This is a genomic window from Kitasatospora sp. MAP5-34 (assembly GCF_029894335.1).
Taxonomy (GTDB): domain Bacteria; phylum Actinomycetota; class Actinomycetes; order Streptomycetales; family Streptomycetaceae; genus Kitasatospora.
On sequence record NZ_JARXZC010000037.1, the window covers coordinates 1 to 16,892 of the forward strand.

Annotated in this window: 16 protein-coding genes; 11 read left to right on the forward strand and 5 right to left on the reverse strand. The window is 71.9% G+C overall.

Going from position 1 to position 16,892, the window contains the following annotated elements:
- The first annotated feature begins 202 nt into the window (after positions 1-202).
- Positions 203-682 carry a VOC family protein gene (locus tag P3T29_RS25355; RefSeq protein ID WP_280718936.1) on the forward strand — a complete coding sequence of 160 codons (480 nt, stop codon included), beginning with the start codon at positions 203-205 and terminating at the stop codon, positions 680-682.
- 7 nt (positions 683-689) lie between these two features.
- Here P3T29_RS25355 and P3T29_RS25360 read toward each other — a convergent pair whose 3' ends face one another.
- Positions 690-1,058, reverse strand: coding sequence for a cupin domain-containing protein (locus tag P3T29_RS25360; protein ID WP_280718937.1), 369 nt, complete (start codon positions 1,056-1,058; stop codon positions 690-692).
- A gap of 256 nt (positions 1,059-1,314) precedes the next feature.
- Positions 1,315-2,088 carry a lysophospholipid acyltransferase family protein gene (locus P3T29_RS25365; protein WP_280718938.1) on the reverse strand — a complete coding sequence of 258 codons (774 nt, stop codon included), beginning with the start codon at positions 2,086-2,088 and terminating at the stop codon, positions 1,315-1,317.
- A gap of 425 nt (positions 2,089-2,513) precedes the next feature.
- On the opposite strand from P3T29_RS25365, the gene P3T29_RS25370 reads away from it, so the two are divergent.
- The 6 genes from P3T29_RS25370 (at position 2,514) to P3T29_RS25395 (ending at position 8,829) form a co-directional block, all read left to right on the forward strand.
- Positions 2,514-2,900, forward strand: coding sequence for a thioredoxin family protein (locus tag P3T29_RS25370; RefSeq protein ID WP_280718992.1), 387 nt, complete (start codon positions 2,514-2,516; stop codon positions 2,898-2,900).
- Positions 2,901-3,323: 423 nt separating this feature from the next.
- On the forward strand, positions 3,324-4,109 hold the full coding sequence (locus P3T29_RS25375; RefSeq protein WP_280718939.1) for an electron transfer flavoprotein subunit beta/FixA family protein: 786 nt from the start codon (positions 3,324-3,326) through the stop codon (positions 4,107-4,109).
- Between the two features lie 70 nt (positions 4,110-4,179).
- Positions 4,180-5,142, forward strand: coding sequence for an electron transfer flavoprotein subunit alpha/FixB family protein (locus tag P3T29_RS25380; protein ID WP_280718940.1), 963 nt, complete (start codon positions 4,180-4,182; stop codon positions 5,140-5,142).
- 97 nt (positions 5,143-5,239) lie between these two features.
- On the forward strand, positions 5,240-6,643 hold the full coding sequence (locus tag P3T29_RS25385) for an acyl-CoA synthetase (protein ID WP_280718941.1): 1,404 nt from the start codon (positions 5,240-5,242) through the stop codon (positions 6,641-6,643).
- 277 nt (positions 6,644-6,920) lie between these two features.
- Positions 6,921-7,979, forward strand: a complete 1,059-nt coding sequence (locus tag P3T29_RS25390) for an NUDIX hydrolase (protein WP_280718942.1) — start codon at positions 6,921-6,923, stop codon at positions 7,977-7,979.
- 82 nt (positions 7,980-8,061) lie between these two features.
- A complete protein-coding gene (locus tag P3T29_RS25395; RefSeq protein ID WP_280718943.1) occupies positions 8,062-8,829 on the forward strand; it encodes a DUF4184 family protein in 768 nt (255 codons plus the stop codon).
- 36 nt (positions 8,830-8,865) lie between these two features.
- Here P3T29_RS25395 and P3T29_RS25400 read toward each other — a convergent pair whose 3' ends face one another.
- Positions 8,866-10,233 (reverse strand): dipeptidase, encoded by a 1,368-nt coding sequence (locus P3T29_RS25400; RefSeq protein WP_280718944.1) that lies wholly within the window; start codon positions 10,231-10,233, stop codon positions 8,866-8,868.
- A gap of 195 nt (positions 10,234-10,428) precedes the next feature.
- Here P3T29_RS25400 and P3T29_RS25405 point away from each other — a divergent pair, with 195 nt between their 5' ends.
- The 3 genes from P3T29_RS25405 (at position 10,429) to P3T29_RS25415 (ending at position 14,110) form a co-directional block, all read left to right on the forward strand.
- Positions 10,429-11,622 (forward strand): geranylgeranyl reductase family protein, encoded by a 1,194-nt coding sequence (locus P3T29_RS25405; protein WP_280718993.1) that lies wholly within the window; start codon positions 10,429-10,431, stop codon positions 11,620-11,622.
- A 176-nt stretch (positions 11,623-11,798) separates the two neighbouring features.
- Entirely contained in the window at positions 11,799-13,112 is a 1,314-nt protein-coding gene (locus P3T29_RS25410; RefSeq protein WP_280718945.1) for an MFS transporter, read from the forward strand.
- Positions 13,113-13,348: 236 nt separating this feature from the next.
- Positions 13,349-14,110, forward strand: coding sequence for an enoyl-CoA hydratase family protein (locus P3T29_RS25415; RefSeq protein ID WP_280718946.1), 762 nt, complete (start codon positions 13,349-13,351; stop codon positions 14,108-14,110).
- A 17-nt stretch (positions 14,111-14,127) separates the two neighbouring features.
- Here P3T29_RS25415 and P3T29_RS25420 read toward each other — a convergent pair whose 3' ends face one another.
- Positions 14,128-14,883 carry a maleylpyruvate isomerase family mycothiol-dependent enzyme gene (locus P3T29_RS25420; RefSeq protein WP_280718947.1) on the reverse strand — a complete coding sequence of 252 codons (756 nt, stop codon included), beginning with the start codon at positions 14,881-14,883 and terminating at the stop codon, positions 14,128-14,130.
- A gap of 102 nt (positions 14,884-14,985) precedes the next feature.
- On the opposite strand from P3T29_RS25420, the gene P3T29_RS25425 reads away from it, so the two are divergent.
- On the forward strand, positions 14,986-15,753 hold the full coding sequence (locus P3T29_RS25425; RefSeq protein ID WP_280718948.1) for an acyltransferase: 768 nt from the start codon (positions 14,986-14,988) through the stop codon (positions 15,751-15,753).
- Positions 15,754-15,827: 74 nt separating this feature from the next.
- On the opposite strand, the gene P3T29_RS25430 is transcribed toward P3T29_RS25425, so the two are convergent.
- The gene (locus tag P3T29_RS25430; RefSeq protein WP_280718949.1) at positions 15,828-16,565 is read right to left on the reverse strand and encodes a chitinase; all 738 of its coding nucleotides are present in this window, start codon (positions 16,563-16,565) and stop codon (positions 15,828-15,830) included.
- Between the last annotated feature and the right edge of the window lie 327 nt (positions 16,566-16,892).

Genomic DNA, 16,892 nt, shown 5'->3' on the forward strand with positions numbered 1-16,892 from the left:
GGGGACCCTGTGGGAGAGTAGGACGCCGCCGAACAATCATTCACAAATGACCCCTCATCCGGGAACGGATGGGGGGTCATTTGCATGTCCGGACCTGACACGGGCCGACACGGCCGGCGCGGGGGCGCGGCGAAACTCGTACTACCGGGTGGTAGCCGTGACCATGTACGGGAGTGACGGTCTCACATACACGGAGGTAGCGATGGCCGACGACGGCTTCACCACATGCCTTTGGTTCGACGGGCAAGCCGAAGAGGCTGCCAACTACTACATCTCGGTCTTCAAGGACTCCAAGCTCGGCAGGATCGGCCACTACACCGAGGCTGGTCCCGGGCCCGCCGGCTCGGTGCTGGTCGTCGAGTTCGAGCTCAACGGCCAGAAGTTCGTGGGGCTGAACGGCGGACCGCAGTTCACGTTCAACGAGTCGATCTCGTTTCAGATCTTCTGCGAAGACCAGGAGGAGGTGGACTACTACTGGAACAGCCTCACCGAGGGTGGTGGGGAGGTCCAGTGCGGCTGGTTGAAGGACAAGTTCGGCGTCTCCTGGCAGGTCGTCCCGAAGGGGCTGATCGAGATGATCAGTGACCCCGACCCGGAGAAGGCCACGCGGACCACCCAGGCGATGTTCGCGATGAAGAAGCTCGACATCGCCGCACTTCAGAAGGCCTACGCGGGGAAGTGAGCAGCCGTCAGACCAGGGACTCCGGCGTGGCGGTAAGTGCCCCGCCGGCGTCGCCGGTGTTGACCACGCCCTCCGGTTCGATCAGCAGCGCTGCGACCTGGCCGTCGGCTTTCGGACAGTGTTCGACGCCTCGGGGAACGACGAACATCTCCCCGGGGCCGAGTTCGACGTCCTGGTCGCGGAGTTGGATCGTCAGTCGGCCGTCGATGACCAGGAAGAGCTCGTCGGTGTCCTCATGGGTGTGCCAGACGAACTCACCCTGGAGTTTGACGACCTTGATCTCGTAGTCGTTCAGCCGACCGACGGCCTTGGGGGACCAGTGTTCGGCGAAGAGTGCGAGTTTGTCCTGGAGGTTGACCTTCTGCGGCTTGTTCACCCGGTCACTCTTGCCGAGTGGTGTCGCCGGACGCAACAGCATGCCGCGCTGTGGCGTCGTCCGGCTTGCGGGCCAGCAGGTGGGCGCGCGGTGCCTGCTCCGGTGGGGAAGTGTCCGGCGCAGTTCTCCTACGACGCCATGGCGTCGTAGGAGAACTGAGTGGTGCTCAGAAAGTCCGGTCCGGTCACAGCGGGCACCGTACTCCGCGAGTACGGCGAGGCCAGGCCCTCTTCTGCCGGGCCGGTGTCCGCAGGCCCTACTTCTGCTGAGCCGCCCGGCGCTCGGCCTTGGCGACGGCCTCGGCCTCGTCCTCGGCCTCCGCGACCTCCAGGGTCGGGGCGGTGCCGCCGAGTTCGGCGGGTACCCACCAGGTGTCGTCGGGGCCGGCGGGGGTGCCGGGGTACTCGCGCTGGGCGCGTTCGAGCATCTCGTTCATCGCCGCACGCAGGCGGCGGGTGACCATGACGGGCTTGTCGCCGGGTTCGAGGACGATGGGCTTGCCGATCATGATGGTGACCGGGACGTGACGCTTGGTCAGGGTCTTCGGCCGGCCCTTGGTCCAGAGCTGCTGAGTGCCCCACAGGATGACGGGCAGCAGCGGTGCCCCGGAGTCGGCCGCCATCCGGGCGGCGCCCGTCTTGAACTTCTTCAGCATGAAGGACCGGCTGATCGTCGCCTCGGGGAACACGCCGACCACCTCGCCCGCGCGCAGAGCCCGCACAGCGGCGTCGTACGCGGGCTGGCCGTCCGCGCGGTCCACGGGGATGTGCTTCATGCCACGCATCAACGGACCGGAGATTCCGTGCTTGAAGACGTCGTCCTTGGCCATGAAGCGCGTCATGCGCTTTCCGCCCTTGAACGCGCCGAGGCCGGCGAACAGGAAGTCGAGGTAGCTGATGTGATTGCTCACCAGCACCGCGCCGCCCGAGGCGGGAATGTTCTCCGCCCCCTCGATCTTGATACGCACGTCGAGGGCGCGGAACGCGGCGATGGCCGTGCCGATCACCGGCGGGTACACGAGATCTGCCACGGTAAGCCCTACTTCCCACGGGCCTCTGGGCCCGGTCCGGCGGTCCCGGGACGAGGGTGGGCCGACGGAATCAGCGGCACGCCGCGGCGGCCACGGGTGATACATAGAGATAATCCCCCGAAGGAGTGCCCTCTGTCACCTGAGGGCATTGTGTGCGTGCCACGTCACTGACCGGAGGCGCCGAGCCGCGTGTACCTGCGGCGCGGCGGCAGGTCCCTCTCGCAGCCGAGGCAGGAGCCGAGAGCGTCGTGGAGGACGGCGGCGGCGAGTGACGGTCGGCTGCACCGGGCGGCGGGACGGGAGCGGGCCGGTGACGAGAGGTGCTGCACACTGGAGCGGTCACCGGCTCGGTGGTGTGGATCGTGGCACTCGCGTCGGTGAGCGTGTCCGGCGGGCTGCTGCGGCCCAGGCGGCCCAGGCGGGCCATGAGGGACGGGTGCGAGGGGAGGATGCGGGTGCGGACGAAGGACGAAACGGTACGACTGTCGGCGGCTGAGCTGGGCCTGGGGCCGGGGGAGGCCGGCGGCGAGGGCCTCGGGGCGCGGGCCACGCTGGTGCAGTTCTCCTCGGCGTTCTGCCAGCCGTGCCGGGCGACACGCCGGGTGCTGGCCGAGGTCGCCGAGATGGTGGACGGCGTGGCGCACGTCGAGATCGACGCCGAGGAGCAGCTCGAACTGGTGCGGCGGCTGGAGATCCTGCGGACGCCGACCGTGCTGGTGCTGGACGCGGCCGGACGGGTGGTCCGGCGGGCGGTCGGGCAGCCGCGCCGGGCGGATGTGATCGCGGCGCTGGGCGCGGCCGTCGGCGGGTGAGCCCTTTAGGCCTCTGGATCGGCCCCCGGATCTGCCCCGGAACGGCGGCAGAAAGGCGGCTTCGAAAGGTCGGGTTGAGGGACCGTCCGGCCGGGTGGATCTGTCAAGACCTTTCAATCTCACAGTGGATCTGCTGCGCAGTCAGGGGGTAGCGGGCCCGCACTGGGGCAGGATGGGGCGCAGACGGCAGTGCAGCTGTCCCGCACCCCTCCCGGCCAGGGCACAAAGGGGGCGCGGGACGCTTGGCCGGGACCTTGCAGCGCTAAGCTACTGGCCAGTAGTGACGGCTAAGCTACTGGCGAGTATGCTGCCAGGAAGTTCCGGACGGGCACAGGAATACGCTGCCCGGAGTAGGCGCGTCGCGTGTTCGCGCCTACTTGCACAGCCGCAGCCGCCGGACGAGACCAGTACAGGAGACAGGCCGTGAGCTTGAGGATCGTTGTCTGTGTGAAGTACGTGCCCGACGCGACCGGTGACCGTCGCTTCGCGGACGACACCACCACCGACCGGGAGGGCGTCGACGGCCTCCTTTCGGAGCTGGACGAGTACGGCGTGGAGCAGGCGCTCCGGATCGCCGACGCCCACGGCGACGCCGAGGTGACCGTCCTGACCGTCGGCCCGGACGACGCCAAGGACGCCCTGCGCAAGGCCCTCTCGATGGGCGCCGACAAGGCCGTCCACGTGAACGACGACGACATCCACGGCACTGACGTGATCGGCACCTCGGCGATCATCGCCAAGGCGCTGGAGCAGACCGGGTTCGACCTGGTCATCGGCGGCATGGCCTCGACCGACGGCACCATGGGTGTGCTGCCGGCGCTGCTGGCCGAGCGCCTGGGTGTCCCGCAGCTCACCCTGCTGTCGGAGGTGTCGGTCGACGGCACCACGGTCAAGGGCCGCCGTGACGGCGACGCCGCCACCGAGCAGCTCGAGGCCGAGCTGCCCGTCGTGATCTCGGTCACCGACCAGTCGGGTGAGGCGCGCTACCCCTCCTTCAAGGGGATCATGGCCGCCAAGAAGAAGCCGGTCCAGGAGTTCGACCTGGACGACCTGGGCATCGACGCGGACGAGGTCGGCCTGGCCGGTGCCTGGACGGCTGTCGAGACGATCACCGCCCGCCCGGCCCGCACCGCCGGCACGATCGTCAAGGACGAGGGCGAGGGCGGCAAGCAGCTCGCTACCTTCCTCGCCGAGCAGAAGTTCATCTGACCCGTTCGACGTGGTGACTGTCCCTTCGCAGAGCTGACGGGCAGTCAGGAGATACAGGAGACATTGAGCAATGGGTGAGATTCTCGTCCTCGTCGACCACGCCGACGGTGTGGTCCGCAAGCCGGCCCTCGAACTGCTGACCCTGGCCCGCCGCATCGGCGAGCCCTCGGCGGTCGTGCTGGGTGCCGGTTCCGCCGCCGCCGACATCGCCGCCAAGGCGGCCGAGTTCGGTGCGGCCAAGGTGTACGTCGCCGACGCCGCCGAGTTCGCCGACCAGCTGGTCGTCCCGAAGGTCGACGCGCTGACCCAGGTCGCCAAGGCCGCCGGCGCGGCCGCAGTGCTGGTCACCTCGTCCGGTGAGGGCAAGGAGATCGCGGCCCGCGTCGCGCTGCGCCTGGGCTCCGGCATCATCACCGACGCCGTCGACCTGGAAGCCGGCGACGGCGGTCCGGTCGCCACCCAGTCGGTGTTCGCCGCGTCCTTCCAGGTGAAGTCCAAGGTGTCGCACGGCACCCCGGTCATCACCGTCAAGCCGAACTCCACCAGCCCGGAGGCCGCCCCGGCCGCCGGAGCGGTCGAGAACGTCACCGTCGAGTTCACCGGCAACGCCGCCAAGGTCGTCGCCCGCACCCCGCGCGTCTCCTCGGGCCGCCCGGAGCTGACCGAGGCCGCGATCGTGGTCTCCGGTGGCCGTGGTGTCGGTGCCGCCACGGGCTTCGGCGTGGTGGAGGAGCTGGCCGACTCGCTCGGTGCGGCCGTCGGTGCCTCGCGCGCCGCCGTGGACGCCGGCTGGTACCCGCACAGCAACCAGGTCGGCCAGACCGGCAAGCAGGTCTCGCCGCAGCTGTACGTCGCGGCGGGCATCTCCGGCGCGATCCAGCACCGGGCCGGCATGCAGACCTCGAAGACCATCGTGGCCATCAACAAGGACCCCGAGGCCCCGATCTTCGAGCTGGTCGACTACGGCGTGGTCGGCGACCTGTTCGCCGTCCTGCCGCAGCTGACCGCCGAGGTCAAGTCCCGCAAGGGCTGACCCGCGCGGCAGCGCACAGCAGACGCCGAAGGGCGCGTTTCCCGGGTTCCGGGGAGCGCGCCCTTCGGCGTTCCCGCGCCGCGTAGAGTCCTGGATCATGCGACTGCTAACGGCACTTGAGGGTGCGTACGGCGACTCGGCCGACGCGCTGCGGATCGACGGGTACGCGATGTCGCGCGAGCAGCTGCTCGGCGCGGCGACGGCGGTGGCGGAGCGGGTGGCGGGGGCTCCGGCGCTGGCCGTGCTGGCGCGGCCGTCCGCCGAGACGGTGGTCGCCGTGGTGGGCGGGCTGCTGGCGGGCGTTCCGGTGGTGCCGCTGCCGCCCGACTCCGGCCCGAAGGAGCGGGAGCACATCCTGCGCGACTCGGGGGCCACCCTGCTCGCAGGTGGTCAGGCTTCGGCAGACGACGGGATCGAAACGTTCGCGGTGGAGCTCGGGGCTCGTTCGGGGGGCTCGTTCGCGGAGCCCGCGCCGGAGCGCACCGCCTTCGTGCTCTACACCTCGGGTACCACCGGCGCGCCGAAGGGAGCGCTGATCCCGCGCTCTGCCGTCGCCGCAGGCCTGGACGGGCTCGCCGCCGCCTGGCAGTGGACCGCCGAGGACACCTTGGTCCACGGACTGCCGCTGTTCCATGTGCACGGGCTGGTGCTCGGCGTGCTGGGCGCGCTGCGCACGGGCAGTCGCCTGGTGCACACGGGGCGTCCGACGCCGGAGGCGTACGCCGGGGCGCGCGGCAGCCTGTACTTCGGGGTGCCGACGGTCTGGTCGCGGGTCGTGGCCGACCGGGCGGCGGCGGAGGCGCTCGGTTCGGCACGGCTGCTGGTCTCGGGCAGTGCTCCGCTGCCCGTCCCGGTCTTCGAACGGCTCGCCGCGCTCACCGGGCGCGCCCCGGTCGAGCGGTACGGGATGACCGAGTCGCTCATCACCGTGTCCACCCGGGCCGACGGGGAGCGTCGGCCCGGCAGCGTCGGTCTGCCGCTGGACGGCGTCCGCACCAGGCTGGTCGGCGAGGACGGCGGAGCCGTCCCGCACGACGGCGAGACGGTCGGCGAGCTCCAGGTGGCCGGGCCCACCCTCTTCACCGGGTACCTGAACAGGCCGGACGCGAACGCCGAGTCCTGGACGGCGGACGGCTGGTTCCGCACCGGGGACGTCGCCGTGATCGGCCCGGACGGCTTCCACCGGATCGTCGGCCGTGCCTCGGTGGACCTGATCAAGAGCGGCGGCTACCGGATCGGCGCGGGCGAGGTGGAGTCGGCGCTGCGGGACCACCCGGCGGTCGCCGACGCGGCGGTGATCGGCGCGCCGGACCCGGACCTCGGGCAGGCCGTGGTCGCGTACGTGATCGCGGACGGGGTGGTGACGGGCGATCAGCTGACGGCGTTCGTGGCCGAGCGGCTCTCGGTGCACAAGCGGCCCCGCCGGGTGGTGCTGGTCGACGAACTGCCGCGCAACGCGATGGGCAAGGTACTGAAGAAGCAGCTGCTCGACCTGGGGTGACCTGGGCAGCCGGGTAACTCGTGGGGGGCGCGGGGAACTGCGCGAAGTCGGAAGGCAACGGTCCGCACCCTCCCGCGAAGCGCAGCCTCCGCACCGCCGAGGTAGCTGGCGCCAGCCACCGGGCACGTGCCGTACGGCCGGGAAGCGATGGTGCGGCGGGCGGCCAGGTATGGGCACGGGCCCGGGGCGGGTACCACCTGGGGTGGCGGCGGGCCGGTGCGTACGGTCCGCACCGCCCGGCGCGGACGGCGTCGGGGCGGAAGCGAAGGGGGATGCTGTGATCGTCTGGGTCAATGGCACGTTCGGCGCGGGCAAGACCAGCGCCTGCCACGAGCTGGTGGAGTTGCTGCCGGGCAGCCTGCTGTACGACCCGGAGCTGACCGGTCAGGGGCTGCGCCGGGTACTGCCGCCGGACCGGATGGCCCCGGTCTCCGACTTCCAGGACCTGCCGTCCTGGCGCCGCCTGGTGCCGGAGGTCGCGGCCGCGCTGCTCAGCGAGGTGCCGGGTCCGCTGGTGGTACCGATGACGCTGCTGCGCGAGGACTACCGGGACGAGATCTTCGGGGCGCTCGCGGCACGGGGACTGGCGGTGCACCACTTCGTCCTGGACCCTGCCGAAACGATCCTGCAGGAACGGATCGCGGCCCGCGAGGAGTGCCCGGGGGATCCGGAGAGCAGCGCCCGGGTCCGGGCCTGGTGCCGGGAACACCTGCCGCAGTACCGGCTGGCCAGACGCTGGCTCGCCCGGGACGCCCAGCTCGTCGACACCGGCGAGCTGACCCCGTTGCAGACCGCCGAGCGGCTCGCCGAACTGATCAAGGACGGCACGGCCCGCTGCCCCATCGTCCAGAGCGCCGACACGACCGGCGACACCGTCGCCGCCGCCGTCCTGCTCTTCGACGGCCAGGGCCGGGTGCTGCTGGTCGACCCCGTCTACAAGCCGGCCTGGGAGTTCCCCGGCGGGGTGGTCGAGCGGGGTGAGGCCCCGACGGACGCCGCCCAGCGCGAGGTGGCGGAGGAACTCGGGCTCCGGCTGGAGACCGCCTCCCTCCGGCTGCTGGCTGTCGACTGGGAGCCGCGCACCGGCCCGCGCCGGGGCGGCCTGCGGCTGGTCTACGACGGTGGACGGCTCGACGCGGCCGCCCTGGCCGCCCTGCGGCTGCCCCCCGAGGAGTTGCGCGGCTGGCGGCTGGTCACCCTCGGTGAGGCCGCCGCCCTGCTGCCGCCCGGTCGGCTGCGCCGGCTCAAGGCGGCGCTCGACGCCCGTGAGCAGGGCGAACTGCGCTACCTGGAGGCCGGACTGCCCGCCGCTGCCGGGGCGGTGACGGGAAGTTGAGTGTGCACGCACACGGTTGCACGCATACGGTTGACCGGGCGGGGCCTCGAAGCGAAGCCGTGGTGTGCGGGAGGATGGCGGCATGCCGTTCACGCTCAGCCACCCCGCCGCCGTACTGCCGTTGCTGCGGGGCGCCACCGGCCGGGGGCCGTTGATCGTCTCCGGGCTGGTCGCCGGGTCGATGGCTCCGGACGTCCCGTTCTTCGCCGACTCGCTGCTCCCCGGGGCCTACGCTCTCGGCGGGCCGACCCACCGGTGGTGGGCGGTGCCGACCGCCGACGTGCTGCTCGCCGGGGGCTTGGTGGGGCTCTGGCACGGCCTGGTACGCGCTCCGCTGGTCGACCTGCTGCCCGGCCGGTGGGCTGCGGCGGCCGAGGCCGTCACCGCGCCCTCGGGTGACCGGAACCACCGGTTCGGGTGGTTTGCCGCCTCGGCGGCCGTCGGCGCGGCCACGCACGTCGGCTGGGACGCCTTCACCCACGAGGGGCGGGCGGGCGTCCGGGCGCTCCCCGCGTTGAACCGGTCCCTCGCCGGGGTGCCGGTCCACACGGTGCTCCAGTACGGCACCTCGGTGCTCGGGCTGGCCTGCGTCGTACGCCACGCCGCCCGAGTGGTGGCCGCCGCGCCGCCGGCCGGCCCGCCGGGCCCCCGCCCCACGGCCCGCCGGGCCGGCCGTGCGGTGCTGGCCGTCGCCACCGCCGGAGGGGTGGCGCACCGGCTGGCCCGGCGCGAGCGCGGGCTGATCGCGGAGTTCTGCTTCGGCGCCGGCGCCGGTTTCGCGGTGGGCGCGGCCGCCTACGCGACCGTGGTGAAGCGGCTCACCGCCCGCGAGCGGCTTCGCGCCCGCTGAGCGCCGCCGACGGACCTGTCGGCGGAGCCCCGGGCGTCAGGCCTGCCGTGCCGGCTCCGCGTAGCGGCGCAGGAAGAGCGCCTCGGTGAGGGCCATCCGCTCCAGCTCCAGCGGGTCGACGCTCTCGTTGACGGCGTGGATCTGGGTGGTCGGCTCCTCGACGCCGATCAGCACGATCTCGGCGTCCGGGTAGAGCGTGCGGAGCGCGTTGCAGAGCGGAATCGAGCCGCCTTCGCCGGAGATCACCATCTCGGAGCCGAACGCCTCGAGCATGGCCCCGCCCATCGCCTCGTACGCCCGGCCCGAGGTGTCCGCGCTGAACGGCTTGCCGCCGCTGAGCCGGGTGACGGTCGCCTGGGCGCCGAACGGGACGGCCGCCTCCAGGTGCGCGACCAGCGCGTCCTGGGCGCCCTTCAGCTCCATGCCCGGCGGGATCCGCAGGCTGACCTTCGCCTTGGCCTCGGCCTGTACGGCGGAGGCCGCGCCGACCACCGGGGGCGCGTCGATGCCGAGCACGCTCACCGACGGGCGGGCCCAGAGCCGGTCCGCCACGGTGCCGGTGCCGATCAGGGCGACCCCGTCCAGGACCTTCGCGTCGGTCCGGAACTGCTCCTCGGTGTACTCGACGCCCTGCCAGACCTGGTCGGCGCGCAGCCCGTCCACCGCGACGTCGCCGTGCTCGTCGTGCAGGGTCGCGAGCACGCGGACGAGCGCCAGCAGCGCGTCCGGCGCGGCGCCGCCGAAGGCGCCCGAGTGCAGGTTGCCCGTGAGGGTGGAGAGGGCGATCTCGACCTCGGTGACGCCGCGCAGGGAGGCCGTGACGGTGGGCAGCCCGGCGGTGAAGTTGCCGGTGTCGCCGATGACGATCACGTCGGCGGCGAGCAGCTCGGGGTGCGCCTCGGCGTACTGCTGCAGCCCGCCGGTGCCCTGCTCCTCCGAGCCCTCGATGATCACCTTCAGGTTGACGGGGAAGCCGCCGTCCACCTCGCGCAGCGCCCGAAGGGCCGTCAGGTGCATCAGGATGTTGCCCTTGCAGTCCGCCGCGCCGCGCCCGTACCAGCGGCCGTCACGCTCGGTCAGCTCGAACGCCGGGCTCAGCCAGGAGGCCGCGTCCATCGGCGGCTGCACGTCGTAGTGCGAGTACAGCAGCACCGTCGGCGCACCCGCCGGGCCGGGCAGCTCGGCGTAGACCGACTGGGTGCCGTCGGGGGTGTCGAAGACCCGAACGCCCGTCAGACCCTCGGCGGCGAAGGCGTCGGCCACCCAGCGGGCGGCCTTCTCGCACTCCTCGACCGCGAACTGCCGGGGGTCCGCGACGGACGGGAAGGCCACCAGCTCGGCCAGATCGGCCTTGGCTCGCGGCATCAGTGACCGGACGGCCGCTGCCAGGGACTGCTGGGTCATCAACTTCTCCGAGGGTGTTCGGGGGGCGGTACGAGGGGTCTTCCGATCATAGGCGGACGCCTCTGGGGTACCCAGCGGAGCACAGCCTGGCAGCCGGGCGGGTGACGCGGACTAGGATTGGTGGTCGTGACTGACTCCGGTAGCTCCCTCGGCCAGGACCGCAACGACACCCCTGCCGCCTCCGAAGCCTCTGACCTGCCCGACGGCCCCGACGTTCTCGACGGCGTCTGGGACGTGGTGGTGGTCGGCGCCGGTCCGGCCGGCTCCTCGGCCGCGTACGCGGCGGCCACCCAGGGGCGGCGGGTGCTGCTCCTCGACAAGGCCGAACACCCCCGGTACAAGACCTGCGGCGGCGGCATCATCGGCCCGTCCAGGGACAGTCTGCCGCCGGACTTCAAGCTGCCGCTGCAGGACCGCATCCACGCGGTCACCTTCGCGCTCACCGGACGCTACGCCCGTACCCGGCGCTCGAAGCCGATGCTGTTCGGCCTGGTCAACCGGGACGAGTTCGACCTGCGGTTGGTGCAGGCCGCCGAGCAGGCCGGTGCGGTGCTGGTCACCGGGGTCACCGTGACCGGGGTCGAGCAGCAGGGCGGTGACCAGCGCACGGTCGCCGTCACCACCGCCGACGGCCGCCGGGTCGAGGCCCGCGCGGTGGTCGGCGCGGACGGCAGCGCGAGCCGGGTCGGGCGGCACGTCGGGGTGACGTTCGACCAGATCGACCTGGGGCTGGAGGCCGAGATCCCGGTGCCCGAGTCGGTCTCCCGGGCCTGGGCCGGACGGATCCACCTCGACTGGGGGCCGCTGCCGGGTTCGTACGGCTGGGTCTTCCCCAAGACCGACTCCGGCACGCTCACCGTGGGTGTCATCTCGGCGCGCGGCGACGGCGAGCGGACCAAGCAGTACCTCGCCGACTACATCGGGCAGTTGGGCCTCTCCGGATTCCCGCCGAGCATCGAGTCCGGGCACCTGACCCGCTGCCGCACCGAGGACTCCCCGCTCTCCCGGGGCCGGGTGCTGGTCGCCGGGGACGCGGCCGGCCTGCTGGAGCCGTGGACCCGCGAGGGCATCTCGTACGCGCTGCGCTCGGGACGGCTCGCGGGGGAGTGGGCCGTGAAGGTCGCCGAGGCGAACGCCCCGGCGGACGTGCGGCGGCAGGCGCTCAACTACGCCTTCGCGATCAAGGCCGGGCTTGGGGTCGAGATGCGGGCGGGCAAGGTGATGCTGGGCGCGTTCGAGCGCCGTCCGTACCTGTTCCACGCGGCGGTCTGCCTGGTCACCCCTGCGTGGCGGGCGTTCGCCCGGACCACGCAGGGGCACACGACCTTCGCCCAGGTGATGCGGGACTACCGCGCCGCGAGGCGCCTGGCGGCGCTGGCCTCGCGCTGAGGCTTCGCCAGCCGCTCGGGCACAGGGGCACGAGGAACTGCGCGATGCGGGAGGTGCGGCGCCGTCACTTCCGGTTTCGCGCACGCGTTTCAGCAAGCAGAGCCTCGCGCCCCTGGTTGTGGCTGGCGTCAGCTAAATCAGTTTCGTGAATGGGCCATAGGCGATGTGATTAGTGCATGATCGCTATCAATCCCTCGCGTCTCCTGCACCCCGACCCGATGGTCCGGCGTCTCGCTGCCATCACCCTGGTCAACACCGTCGGCAACGGGCTGATGATGACGCTTGCCGTCCTCTTCTTCACCCGGGTTCTCGGCTTCGGTGTCGCCCAGGTCGGCCTCGGCCTCACCGCCGCCGGGCTGTGCGGTGTGCTGGCCGGGATCCCGGCCGGGCGAGCTGCCGACCGGTGGGGCAGCAAGCCGGTGCTGGTCACTCTGGTGAGCCTGGAGGCGGTCGGCTGCGTCGGGTACGTGCTCGTGCACCGGTTCGCCGCCTTCGTGCTGGTCGCCTGCTTCGTGGCGGCTGTCGACCAGGGTTCGACGGCCGTGCGCAGCGCGCTGTACGCGGAGGTGCTGCCCGCCGACCGCCGGGTGGCCGGGCGCGCCTACCTCCGGGTCGTCACCAACATCGGCATGGGTGTGGGTACCGTCCTGGCGGCGCTCGTTCTGCAGGCCGACACCCGGAGCGCGTACGTGGCGGCGATCCTGGTCGACGCGGTCTCCTTCGCCGTCGTGGCGCTGATGTTCGTGACCGTCCCCATGGCCGAGCGGGCCGCCGCAGTCGTTGCCGACGCGTCGACCGTCGAGCCGACCGCCGAGGCTGCCGCCGAGTCCGGGCCGGTCGCGGCCAAGGGCGGCAACCCCGCGCTGCGCAACCTGCCGTTCCTCGTGGTGACGGCGCTGAGCGCCGTGCTCTGCCTGCAGTTCGCCGTGATCGAGGTCGGCGTCCCGCTCTGGATCGCCAAGCACACCGCAGCCCCCAGGGTGATGATCGCGGGGTCGCTGATGGTCAACATAGCGCTGGTGGTGGCACTCCAGGTCCGCGCCACCAAGGGCACCGAACAGCCCGGCGTCGCCGCCCGGATCTTCCGCCGGGGAGGACTGCTGCTCACCGCCTCCTGCCTGGTGCTCGGCCTCGCGCACGGTCTGCCCGCCCTGCCGGCCGCCCTGTTGGTGCTGGCCGGCGTCGGCTTCCAAGGGCTCGGCGAGGTGTTCTCCCAGGCCGCCGGGTGGGCGCTGAGCTACGACCTGGCGGGTGAGGGCGCCCATGGCGCGTACCAGGGCGTCTTCGGCACCGGCATGTCGGCGAGCATGATGTTCGGCCCCGCGCTCATCACCACCGTGGTGATCGGGAACGGCTTCGTCGGCTGGGCCGTGTTGGGCGCCGTCTTCGCCGCCTGCGGCCTCGCGATGCCCCCGATCGTCCGCTGGTCCCGGCGCCGCACCGCCCGGACGGCCCCGGTCGCGGCATCGGTCACCGTCCCGGTCGCCTGACCAGGTCCGACCACCCATGACCACGCCTGACCACGTCGGGCAGCTGCCGGGACTCCCGGCAGCTGCCGGCAGTCCCGGCCACGGCCGCTGACCAGGGGATTTCGGATGGGGCCTGGATCAGGGGGCGGGTGGCGTGCCAGAGTCCTTCCGGGCAGCCCCGGTACCCGGTGCTGCCCGTGCCCTCCGACTCACCACCGGTCGGACCCACCCTCGATCCTGCAGAAGGGCCAGTCGCGATGACCCGCGAAGTACCGTTCGTCCGCATCACCAGCGCCGACGCCGTCACCACCCTGGAGCTGGACTCCCCGCACAACCGGAACGCCCTCTCCACCCGGCTGATGGCCGAGCTGGCCAAGGGGCTGGCGGATGCCGCCGCCGACCCCGCCGTGCGGGCGGTGGTGCTCGGGCACACCGGCAAGGTGTTCTGCGCGGGTGCGGACCTGTCCGAGGCCACCGGCAGCGACCCGACGGTCGGGCCGCGCGGGCTGGTGGACATCCAGCGGGCCGTCATCGACTGCCCGAAGCCGGTGATCGCGGTCGTGGACGGGCATGTCCGGGCGGGCGGGCTGGGGTTGCTCGGCGCGGCCGACATCGTGATCGCCGGGCCGCTCTCCACCTTCGCGTTCACCGAGGTCCGGCTCGGCCTCGCACCGGCCGTGATCTCGCTCCCGCTGCGCCCCAAGCTCACCTCGCGCGCCGTCTCCCGCTACTACCTGACCGGTGAGACCTTCGACCCCGCCGAGGCCGCCCGGATCGGCCTGATCACCGAGGCGGCCGAGGACCCGGCGGCCGTGCTCAAGACGGTCCTCGACGCCGTCCGGCTCGGCTCGCCGCAGGGGCTCGCCGAGTCGAAGCGGTTGGCCAACGCCGATGTGGTCACCTCGTTCGAGCTGGACGCCGAGGAGCGCGTCCTCCAGTCGGCCCGCCTGTTCAGCTCGGACGAGGCGCAGCAGGGCATGCGCGCCTTCCTGGAGCGCCGCCCGGCGCCCTGGGCGTAGCCCGCAGACGCCGGGGTTCAGCTCCAGCGGATCTGTGCCGTCTCCCGCCACAGGTCGAAGAGCGTGCGATCGCCGCTCACCTCGACCCGGGTCAGCGGGAGGCGGTTCCAGAGCAGCAGGTAGAGCTGGTGGGCGGTGCCGTCGACCTCACAGTCGGCGGGCGCCGTACCGCGCTCGACCCGGACCGGTTCCTGACTGATCCTCACCAGCCAGGGCTCCGCACCGTCCGTGGGCCGGATCAGCAGCGTGCGCTCCTGCGCGCTGCGCAGCCGCGCGAGCGGCCCGACCAGGAACCCGTCCACCAGCTCGCCGATCCCGTCCAGTGCGAACGCGCCGTCCGTCGGGGAGGTCGCCCGCCCGGCGGCGGCCTCGGCGTCCACCCGGTGCACGGCCGTCTCGTGCGCCTGCCGCCGCGCCCAGAACGCGAGCGGGGACGGTGCGGGCAGGAATGCCCAGCAGTCCAGCTCCGCCGGGGCGTTCTCCAGCGCCTCGAGCAGCCCGGCATGTCCCTCCCGGAACCAGCCGACCAGCGCGGCATCCGCCGGGACCGGCCCCCAGGCGGCCTCCTGGGCGGCCTCGTCCAGTGGCCCTTGGTGCCCGTGCGCGACGTACGCCGTCGCCCAGCGGTGCACCTGGCCGGTGTGCCGGACGAGGTCGCGCAACTGCCAGTCGGGGCAGGTTGGTACGGGCGCGTCGGGGTCGGTGGTGGCGATCGCGTCCGCGAACAGCGCGCCCTCGCGCCGCAGCGCGTCGATGTGCTCGGAGATCTTCATGAGTCACGAGTCTGGCATCGAACGCCCGTGTGATGTGGCTCCTGCTGTGATGTTGCTCCCTCTCCGATCACGCCCCGGCGTGCGGCCGATAGCGTGGGGCGCATGCCGATCGCCCGTACGCTCCTGACCGCCGCCCGCTCCCGAGGCCGCCGCGCCGCCGGGTGGCTGGTGCACCGGGGCTGGCGCTGGGTACAGGGCGTCGCGGCGGTGTCCAACCAGAGCCCCGGGCCGTACCGGTTCCGGGAGCTCGGGGACGGGACGAAGCTGGCGTTCCCGCTCGGCGCGGTCTTCAACGAGCAGTGGATCACCATCGGGCCGTTCTCGATCATCGGTGAGCGCGTCACCATCTCGGCCGGCTTCCTGCCCGGTCTCGACCTCGGGCCCGACCCGGTCGTCCAGATCGGTGGCGGCTGCGTGATCGGGCGCGGCAGCCACATAGTCGGCCACCAGTCGATCGTGCTCGGCGACGACGTCTGGACCGGCCCGTACGTCTACATCACCGACACCGCGCACACCTACGACGACACCGAGCTGCCGATCGGCAAGCAGTGGCCGCGCAACGAGCCCGTGGAGATCGGCGCCGGCTCCTGGATCGGTACGGGAGCGGTGATCCTCCCCGGCGCGCGGCTCGGCCGCAACGTGGTCGTCGCCGCCGGGTCGGTGGTGCGCGGCGAAGTCCCCGACCACGCCGTGGTCGCCGGTGCACCGGCCAAGGTGGTGCGCAGCTGGACGGAGGTCGAGGGCTGGCAGCCGCCGCTGCGGCACGACCCGCCGACCCCCGTCCCGGACGGCGTCACCGCCGAGCAACTCCGCGCCCTGGTGGGCTGGGACCTCCGGCTGCCCGGCCGGAGCGGCGAACCGCAGGACTGACCGGCCCGACTGACGTTCGGTCAGATATCCGGCTCGCCCTGGACGATCGCCGAGGAGGGGGACTCCAACGGAGATCAGCAGGACAGGTTGCCGCCGCCCACGTCGGTGCCGAGGACGCCGACGAACTTCTTGTAGAGGTTGATGCGGTCGTTGCGCTCGTCGGCGTTCTTGCCGTTGCACTCCAGGTCGCCGTTGATGCTGCGGATCGTCTCGCCGAAGCCCTTGTTGTCGACCATCGCGATGTGCGGGGTCATCTTGCCGGCGCCCTGCTGACTGTTCCAGAACCACAGGCCGGTCTCCCACGAGACGGCGGGGTCCTGTGCCACCTTCTCCGGGTGGTGCAGCAGGTCGATGTGCAGGGCGTCACCTGCGGCCTTGTAGTTGAAGTTCCAGCTCAGTTGCAGCGGGCCGCGCCCGTAGTACTGCTTGCCGTCCGGGCAGCCGTAGGGCTGGCTCATGTCGCAGTAGTGGCTGTAGTTGGCGGTGTTCTGTTCGACGACGTACTTCAGGCCGCCGGTCTCGTGGCTGACGTTGGCGAAGAAGGCCGCCGCCTCGCGCTTCTTGGTCGCGGCATTGCCGGTGTTGGCGAAGCCGGGGTAGGCGCCCAGGGCGTCGGTCAGGCCCTTGTACGTGTAGAAGGAGTTGCGGCTCGGGAACATCTGGTTGAACTGGGCCTCGCTGACCACGAATCCAGTGGCACGGGTCTCGGTGCGGACGGCTCCCGAGGCGGTCACCGGTGCAGCCAAGGCGAGCGTGCTCGCGATGGCAGCCGAGGCCCCGGCGGCCATGACACGGCGTACGGACATTCTCATACTCCTTGCGCAGCTTGGATGGACCATGTAAAGCGACCGGCCGGATAATTCGGAGTCCCCGGACCGGGCGCCGAACCAATCGTCCCGAAGATTCTCCGTACATCAAGGGAATCGGAACAGAATCACTCTCATGGGGCTGCATCAGAGTCGCCACGGTAATGGTTCGCTGACGATTGATCAGAAATTCCGTAGGCGGCCGGCGGGTCTTTTCCGGCTGAGTGGATCGGGTGTGGCAGACCGCCGCCGTTGTCCCGAGTCGAGTGTCCGGAGTGGAGCTGCCTCCCGTTCCGTCCCGTTCCGGCGTGAGTGCGCGGGCGGGCAGTGGCG

Excerpts from the sequence above, each read along its gene's own strand:
- P3T29_RS25420 (WP_280718947.1), bottom strand. The coding sequence starts at position 14,883 with ATGAAGATCTCCGAGCACATCGACGCGCTGCGGCGCGAGGGCGCGCTG.
- P3T29_RS25425 (WP_280718948.1), top strand. The coding sequence starts at position 14,986 with ATGCCGATCGCCCGTACGCTCCTGACCGCCGCCCGCTCCCGAGGCCGC.
- P3T29_RS25410 (WP_280718945.1), top strand. The coding sequence starts at position 11,799 with ATGATCGCTATCAATCCCTCGCGTCTCCTGCACCCCGACCCGATGGTC.
- P3T29_RS25395 (WP_280718943.1), top strand. The coding sequence starts at position 8,062 with ATGCCGTTCACGCTCAGCCACCCCGCCGCCGTACTGCCGTTGCTGCGG.
- P3T29_RS25385 (WP_280718941.1), top strand. The coding sequence starts at position 5,240 with ATGCGACTGCTAACGGCACTTGAGGGTGCGTACGGCGACTCGGCCGAC.
- P3T29_RS25415 (WP_280718946.1), top strand. The coding sequence starts at position 13,349 with ATGACCCGCGAAGTACCGTTCGTCCGCATCACCAGCGCCGACGCCGTC.
- P3T29_RS25380 (WP_280718940.1), top strand. The coding sequence starts at position 4,180 with ATGGGTGAGATTCTCGTCCTCGTCGACCACGCCGACGGTGTGGTCCGC.
- P3T29_RS25430 (WP_280718949.1), bottom strand. The coding sequence starts at position 16,565 with ATGAGAATGTCCGTACGCCGTGTCATGGCCGCCGGGGCCTCGGCTGCC.
- P3T29_RS25355 (WP_280718936.1), top strand. The coding sequence starts at position 203 with ATGGCCGACGACGGCTTCACCACATGCCTTTGGTTCGACGGGCAAGCC.
- P3T29_RS25370 (WP_280718992.1), top strand. The coding sequence starts at position 2,514 with ATGAGGGACGGGTGCGAGGGGAGGATGCGGGTGCGGACGAAGGACGAA.
- P3T29_RS25400 (WP_280718944.1), bottom strand. The coding sequence starts at position 10,233 with ATGACCCAGCAGTCCCTGGCAGCGGCCGTCCGGTCACTGATGCCGCGA.